The organism is Microbacterium sp. C448, from assembly GCF_000582705.2.
GTDB classification, from domain to species: domain Bacteria; phylum Actinomycetota; class Actinomycetes; order Actinomycetales; family Microbacteriaceae; genus Microbacterium; species Microbacterium lacus_A.
Genome location: NZ_HG779753.1, coordinates 1 through 3557, shown reverse-complemented (window position 1 = coordinate 3557; position 3557 = coordinate 1). Strand labels below are relative to the sequence as shown.

General features: G+C 68.9%; 4 protein-coding genes. 1 reads left to right on the top strand and 3 read right to left on the bottom strand.

The features are described 5' to 3' along the window. Positions 1–342 precede the first annotated feature (342 nt). The 3 genes from serA to MIC448_RS12635 all read right to left on the bottom strand — a co-directional run bounded on the left by serA (position 343) and on the right by MIC448_RS12635 (position 3140). A complete protein-coding gene (gene serA / locus MIC448_RS12645) occupies positions 343–1932 on the bottom strand; it encodes a phosphoglycerate dehydrogenase (RefSeq protein WP_036300301.1) in 1590 nt (529 codons plus the stop codon). Positions 1933–2166: 234 nt separating this feature from the next. Continuing rightward, positions 2167–2496 carry a hypothetical protein gene (locus MIC448_RS12640; RefSeq protein WP_036300300.1) on the bottom strand — a complete coding sequence of 110 codons (330 nt, stop codon included), beginning with the start codon at positions 2494–2496 and terminating at the stop codon, positions 2167–2169. Continuing rightward, on the bottom strand, positions 2493–3140 hold the full coding sequence (locus tag MIC448_RS12635) for a hypothetical protein (protein WP_036300296.1): 648 nt from the start codon (positions 3138–3140) through the stop codon (positions 2493–2495). Before MIC448_RS12635 ends, MIC448_RS12640 begins: the two co-directional genes overlap by 4 nt. A gap of 172 nt (positions 3141–3312) precedes the next feature. Between MIC448_RS12635 and MIC448_RS12630 the strand changes: the two genes are divergently transcribed. Next, the coding region (locus MIC448_RS12630) for a hypothetical protein (RefSeq protein ID WP_207875939.1) at positions 3313–3557 on the top strand (245 nt) is incomplete at its 3' end.

The following is a 3557-nucleotide window of genomic DNA, read 5'->3' as shown; positions in this document are numbered from 1 at the left end:
TCGAGGGCGGCAACATCCCGGGCCCGGTCCCCCGCGGCGCCGAGATGGACGCTCTGATCGCCCTGGTCGAGGCGTCCGCCCGCGCCTGAGCCGGGCTCAGCCCGAGGGTGCCCGGTCCCCACCGCGAGGGTGCCCGTTTTCCGGCGCGAAGGTGCCCTTTTCATCCCGCGAGAGTGGCATTTTCATCCCGCGAGAGTGCCCATTTACCGGCGATAAGCGTCAGGACAGGCACCCTCAGGCGCAAAAACAGGCACCCTCGGGCGTTGGGACAGGCACCCTCGCGTGACGAAACGGGCACCCTCGGGCGTTGGAACGGGCACCCTCGCGTGGGTGGGGAATCGCTCAGACCTCGGTGATCTCCAGCTGCACGAGCAGGTCGGCCTGGATCGCCTCGCGCACCTCGTCGAGTAGTTCCTCGGGCACCCGTGAGTCCACGGTCAGCACCGACAGCTGCGCACCACGCTGGCTGCGCGCGACCTGCAGCCCCGCGATGTTGATGCCGGCATCACCGAACTTCTGACCATAGATCGCGACGATCCCCGGGCGATCGGTGTACAGCATGACGATGTGGTGCTGAGCGATCGGCACCTCGATCTCGTAGTCGTTGAACCCGACGATCTTCTCGACCATGCGGGTGCCCGACAGGGTGCCCGAGACCGTCAGCACGGTGCCATCCGCGAGCGTTCCGCGGAGCGTCGTGATGTTTCGGTAGTCCTCGCTGACCGGGTCGACGATCAGGCGCGTCTCGATGCCGCGCTGCTCGGCGAACAGGGGCGCGTTGACGTACGAGACGTTCTCGCTGACGATGCTGGTGAAGATCCCCTTGAGCGCCGCGAGCTTGTAGACGCTGACGTCGTATGCCGCGAGCTCGCCTCGCACCTCGATGTCGAGGTTCGTGAGCGCCGCGTGCGACATGCCGCTGAACACCTGGCCGAGCTTCTCGACGAGCGCGATGCCGGGCCGGACGAACGGATCGATCACGCCACCGGCCACGTTGACCGCATCCGGAACCAGGTCGCCCTCGAGGGCGAGCTTGACGGAGCGTGCGACCGAGACGCCGGCCTTCTCTTGCGCCTCGTCGGTCGAGGCACCCAGGTGCGGGGTGACGACGACGTTCGGCAGGGCGAGCAGCGGGGAGTTCTTCGGCGGCTCGTCGACGAAGACATCGAGACCCGCACCGGCGATGATGCCGGCCGAGAGCGCCCGGAACAGGGCGTCCTCGTCGATCAGTCCACCGCGCGCGACGTTCACGACGTACGCCGTGTCCTTCATCATCGCCAGCTCGGCGTCGCCGATCATGCCCGTGGTCTCGGGCGTCTTCGGCATGTGGATCGTGATGAAGTCGCTCGTGCGCAGCAGTTCTTCGAACGGCAGCAGCTCGACGTGCAACTGCTGGGCGCGCGCGGGGGTGACGTACGGGTCGTACGCGACGACGCGCATGTCGAACGCCTGCAGGCGGGCGGCGATCAGGGCACCGATGCGTCCGAGGCCGATGATGCCGACCGTCTTCTCGTACAGCTCGGTACCCGTGAAGCTGCTGCGCTTCCACTGCCCCTCGGCGAGCGACGCGTGCGCCGCCGGGATGTTTCGGGCAAGGCTCAGGATGTGTCCCACGGTCAGCTCCGCGGCTGACACGATGTTCGAGGTCGGCGCGTTGACAACCATGACACCGGCCGTGGTGGCGGCCTTGATGTCAACGTTGTCGAGCCCGACACCGGCCCGCGCCACGACCTTCAGCACGGGCGCTGCCGCGAGGGCCTCGGCGTCGATCTGCGTTGCCGAGCGCACCAGCACGGCGCTCGCGTCGGCGAGTGCGGCAAGCAACGCCGGGCGGTCGGTGCCGTCGACGTGGCGGATGTCGAACTCCGGACCGAGCGCGTCGATGGTGGCGGGCGAAAGTTCTTCGGCGAGCAGGACGACGGGCTTCGTCACGGTGTTCCTTCGTGTTGCGCTGTGTTGCGCGCTCGCACGCGGTGTTGTCTGCGCGCGGCGCATTGCGGTTCTGTGACCCCGTGCTCAGCGCGCGGGAGTCTTGTGGGCCGCGCCGCACGCCTGCGATACAACGGGGCGAGGCGAGAAAAAGCCTATCGGCTCCGGGCACGAGCCTCGTGCGCGTCACACGCGTCGTGGGCCGCGGTGACTAAGGCCGGAGACGAAGCGGATGCCTCAGCCGACCACCGCGGACGTGTTCAGGCTCGTGTACGAAATGACGTTGAGCCAGAAAACCGCGACGAGCCCGAGCCCCGCGAGAAGCACGAGTGCGTAGACCGCCACGCCCCTGCGGTAGCTGAGCGCGAACGAAACCGCGAAGGCGATCACGGGGAACAGGATCGCGAAGATCCAGATGAACCAGCCGAGCGCGTTGAGGGGGGCGAGCAGGATCGTCGTCGATATCGCGAGCCAGGCGGCGCCGGCATAGATCAGTCCGAAGAACCCACCGACGACCGCCAGAATCCAGGTCGGCGTCCTGCGCGTGCCGAGTGATGCATCCGTCATCGTGCCACCGCTCCGATCATGAGGAATGGCCAAGGGATGAGCAAAAGCACGCCGACACCGAGCCACAGCCAGCGCAGCCAGGGGCTCGACTTTCGCGTCGCGAACATCGTGGTCGCGAACCAGATGATGGGCGCCGCGGCGGCGAGCCACAGCGCTGCCTGATACGTCCCGCTCCCCACGAGCAACTGGTACCGGATCTGCAGGCGCAGGCCACCGACGAGCCAGCCGATCGCGAACAGCAGGTACACGCCACCGAGTACGCCGATCGAAACGAGTGCCGCGGTGCCGAGTCCCGCGGGCTCTGGCTCTTCGACACCCGAGGCGAAGTCTTCGGATGCTTCGGGCGCCGCTTCTTCGGCAGCTCTCGTCTCTGTCCGCGAGGTGCGTGCGGCAGTGCCGACGCCATTCGTATCAGCTGCGGGCTGGGGCGGAGGGGTGTGAGCCGCGGGCGCGCTGTGCGTCACGCTCCCGCTACCCCGGCCGACCGGCGTCCAGCCGTCGGGCAGTGATGCCGAATCGGAGGCGGCGTCATCCGTGGCGGCGTCATCCTCGGCGGCAGCATCCTTGGCGGCAGTGGTCCCCGTGTCGAGTGTCGGGTCGTCGTCGCCGTCCCAGCTCAGGGCTTCCTCGTCGCGTCGCGGCATGCCCCCAGAGTATCCCGCAGAATCCATCCCCCCGTGAACGGACCGGAACTATGCACCCGCGCCGGGGCCGCGGCGGCGGACCCGGGTTGAGACCCATGGCCAGAGCGCGACCCCGATCGCCACCAGCGCGAGCATGCCCGCGGCCACCCAGGGACCAACGGAGACAATCGGGGTGCTCTCGGACGCTTCGGGCCCGGGCGTCGCCAGCGAGTTCGGAGCCGTGCTCGCCCCATGCTTCGGGGACGGCGCGGGCGATGGGGTCATCGGCGCTACGGAATCCGCGGGGGTCCCCGAGGGGGCGGGCTCCGCACCGTCCTCCGCGGCATCGGGGGCGGTGTCGGCAGATGACGCGGCGTCCCCGGACGCGGAATCAGCGGGCGCCGCGGGTGCTGGGGCCGCGGGTGCCGGGGCCGCGGG

Bases quoted from the DNA above. Each gene is read 5' to 3' on its own strand.
- MIC448_RS12640 (WP_036300300.1), bottom strand. From the start codon at position 2,496: ATGACGGATGCATCACTCGGCACGCGCAGGACGCCGACCTGGATTCTG.
- MIC448_RS12635 (WP_036300296.1), bottom strand. From the start codon at position 3,140: ATGCCGCGACGCGACGAGGAAGCCCTGAGCTGGGACGGCGACGACGAC.